The 3,550-nt window shown below is 63.6% G+C and carries 2 protein-coding genes; both read right to left on the bottom strand.

All coding sequences use genetic code 11. From position 1 onward, the window contains the following. Window positions 1-38: 38 nt before the first annotated feature. Window positions 39-998 carry a Gfo/Idh/MocA family protein gene (locus AC1VS5_RS09465; protein WP_481218464.1) on the bottom strand — a complete coding sequence of 320 codons (960 nt, stop codon included), beginning with the start codon at window positions 996-998 and terminating at the stop codon, window positions 39-41. Next, window positions 995-3,157, bottom strand: coding sequence for an FUSC family protein (locus tag AC1VS5_RS09460; RefSeq protein WP_481218463.1), 2,163 nt, complete (start codon window positions 3,155-3,157; stop codon window positions 995-997). The genes AC1VS5_RS09465 and AC1VS5_RS09460 overlap by 4 nt, the downstream gene beginning before the upstream one ends. Between the last annotated feature and the right edge of the window lie 393 nt (window positions 3,158-3,550).

The following is a 3,550-nucleotide window of genomic DNA, read 5'->3' as shown; positions in this document are numbered from 1 at the left end:
GGCCGGGGGCGGCGTCGCTGCGCTTGCCGCCAAGGGGGCTACCAGGTAGTGCGGATGGCATCGAGGATGCGGGCGCAGCGACAGGTTGCGGCGTGGGGCATCAGGGGGCTTTCGATGTCGCCCGCACGCATAAGGGCGCAGAAGTGGGTAATCTGGCCGTAGAAATCGTCAACCTCATAGGGTGCGTCGAGATCGCGGGTAGGCTCGCCCGCAATGCGAAGCTCCGCATGTTGAGGACGGTGCAGGTCGTCCACCGTGAGGATGCCGCGCTCCCCTTCCACGACGAGCTGCCGGGGCCGCGCGCGGTCGCAGGCGCATTCGAGCTCCGCGGCTACCCCGCCGATTGCCATGTGGGCATCAACGTAGACGTCGGACCCTTCATAGAACGCCGTGTCCACGCGCTCGACGGCGATCTCGCCGGGAAGCAGCTCGTCGAGCCAGCTCGCGCAGTAGATGCCGCAATCGAGCAGCACGCCCGACCCTGGGCCTCCGCCAAGAATATAGGTGTCGCGCGTGCGGTAGGCTGCAAGCGCATCGTTACAAAGCGACGCATGCACGCGCGCGACGGGCCCCAAAGCGCCAACCGCGTCCACAACGTGCGGGTGCAACGGCACAAAGCGCGTCTTCATGGCCTCCATGAAGAGCAGGCCGCGTTCGCGGGCAGCAGCGGTAACCTCAGCCGCCTCCGCCTCGGAGAGCATCGCGGGCTTCTCGCAGAGCACTGCCTTTCCCGCATCGAGCGCCCGCAGGGCCCACGCATGGTGAAGGTCGTGCGGCAGGGCTAGATAGATGGCGTCAACTTCGGGGTCCGCGAGCAGAGCCTCATGGTCGCCGTAGGCCCGGGCGCCGGGCGCGCACGGAACCTCGGCAAGAAATGCCGCAGCCTTCCCTGCCGTCCGGCGGCTCGCCGCCACAAGCTCGGCTCCTTCAACCTTTGCCAAGCTCGCCGCGAACCGATGCGCAATGTTGCCTGCACCAAGGATACCGAAACGAATCATCTTGAACTCCCATCTACAGCGCCATTGCCTATCTCGGCCACTTCCTCGCGGTAGCTCGGGCGCCCCATGACCGTGCCCCGCGCCGCTGTGAGTGCCGCCGCAAGCACCTCGGCGCGCTTGAGATATTGCCTGAGCAGGTACTTCAGATCCTCCTCTTTGAATCCCTCTATAAGCCGCTCGGCCTCCCCAAGGCGCGCATCCACTACGAAGGGGCTGCTGCACATCTCGGCAAGCAGCATAAACCGCTCCAGCCGCGGATATTCCGAAGCGTCCACCGCATCGACGCGAATGAGGAAGCCCAGCTGCTCGAGCTCGCAGACAAGCTCCCACAGGCAGAAGAGCACGCGCCTGGTCATCTGCTTCTCGGCGCGCTCGTCGAGCGTGCGCTCGGGCATCTTGTTCGCGTATGCCGCCGCCTGGGTATGGACCATCTGAATGTGCAGCAGCGCCTCGCTCGACGTCACCGCATCTACCGTACCCTCGAGGCTCTTGCGCATGAGTGCCCAATAGCGCTCGAGCAGCGCGAAGAGCTCGTGCACGTTTGCTAGAAAGAGGGTGTGATCGCTTGTGGGCATGACCAAGCGATTCACCAAGAAAACGAGAAGCACCGCCGCGGCAAGGCACGCGAGGCGCATCCAGATGGCATACTGGTCGTCGATGGACACCGACGCCATGGAAAGTGCGTACGCCGTCGCGAAGAACGCCATGGGCGTGCCGCCCGGCGTCGAGGCGTACAGACACGTGATGAGCACCATCCCCACCGCCATCACCGCTGGATACGGCAAGCTCAAAATCGAGAGTCCGTGTACGAAGAGACACCCCAGCACCGTCCCCATCGTGCGCGTGCGCATGCGGCGGATGCTCTCGGCGGGAAATGGCTGCGTGAGCAGAAACGCAGTGAGCGGGAACCAGTAGAGATGGTCGACGGGCGAAGCGAGGCTCACCGTGCAGGAAACGGCAAGAACTGCTGCGCAGCGCACCGAGAATCGCAGCTCAAACGAGTCGAGGGTGGGGTGCGTGCGGAACGACGCGATACGCAGCTGCGTAAGGGGCGACATGCTCCACGCGCCGGCAAACCTCCCGCCCGCATCGCGGAGCACAAGCAGCGTCATATGCAGATAGCTTCGGTAAAAGAGGCGGAAGCGGTCGTTCTCAATGGAATCCGCCTCGTCAAGCAAGCCCTGGGCGCGCCCCGCCACGAGCGCGCGACGCCCCTGGCTCTCTAAGGCAATGCCCACGTCGCGCGTAAGCGAAGCGAGCTTCCTTAGAAAGGGAGCATTCGGGCACCCCGGCCCCTCATGCCACTCAAGGCGGCCCACAAGATAGGCCGTGCGCTGCGCAAGCATGGCGAACATGTCGTAGAGGTTCGAAACCGTGGGCTGCGCGTTGGCGTCTTCGCGCACGCCGTAGGCAAGCTTCGTATAATCCGCACGCAACCTGAGCAGCTCCCTGCGCGTGCTGCCACCGATGCCCGTATCCGCCATATGATCGAGCTCGTCGGCAAGGCGGGCAACCATGTCATGAAGCTGGCGAAGATTATCGTCAGCCTTGTGATAGATGACGCCCGAGACAAGCAGGGCAACCGTGAGCACGATGCAGCACACGGTAAGAAGCCCGGCCTCGAGTGCAAGGTCGTCTAGGTACTCCGGGCGGAGCTGAAGAAAGACGAAGAGCATCGTATAGGGAAAGTACCGGCGCGGGTTCAGCTGGGAGGAGCGCATAAACACAAAGACGAATGGCATTGCCGCATTGATTGCGATGCTGGGAACAACGCCCAGCGTAGCCAGACGAGCCGCCACGAGCGCAAGGTAGCTCACCGCAAAGAATCGAAGGTACTGCGTAGGCTTGTTATATTTACGATGGCGCACGTTGAAGAGCGTGGTGTAACACGATACGGGCATGACATGCGAGATGCCAAAGAGCCCCACAACTATCCAGAACAGCACAATGAAAAATCCAGCGACCGGCAGCGCCTCGCGAATCTTTGCAGGCAGTTCAGGCACGGTGTCACGTCGCCAACAGGTGAGTTCGTCCGAAAGGGAGGCGGCGCCCCATATCGCGAGCCCCACGAGGCCACTCGCCGCCGAGCCGCTCCACGCGGGCTCCTCCGCCCGCCGCTCACGTCCTGCCCGTTCCCTATCCGCTCCTGCCGCGATCATGCCCATCCCGTCCGCCACACAGTGCTCGCGCTTCCATCTTACTCCCATCCGCTCGGAGAACACTCTGCAATGATAGCGAACCCGGCGCGGCTACTCGCAACGAGTGCGGCGGGCGTTACGACGGAGCGAGCCTGATACGATGCCCACAACGTGTGCGACAGGTGCTTACGGGCAGGTTTTTGAAGGGAAGGGCCTTATTATGGAACTCGTTCGTCAAAATCGTGCCCGTAACGCGCGGACGGCCCTGCCACGAGAGTCACGGCACGGCGGGACGCGTCTGACGGGCATAGCAACGCAAACGGCCCCGCGACGCGGAGTCGCGGGGCCGTGGATGGTGCCGTATCAGTCGCGCTACGAACACGCGGGTGCCCGGTGAGCGCTACTCGTCACCCT

The sequence above is a fragment of the Enorma sp. genome, assembly GCF_982429025.1.
Note: the sequence above shows the minus strand (reverse complement) of the source record. Positions and strands in the feature narration are given on the sequence as shown.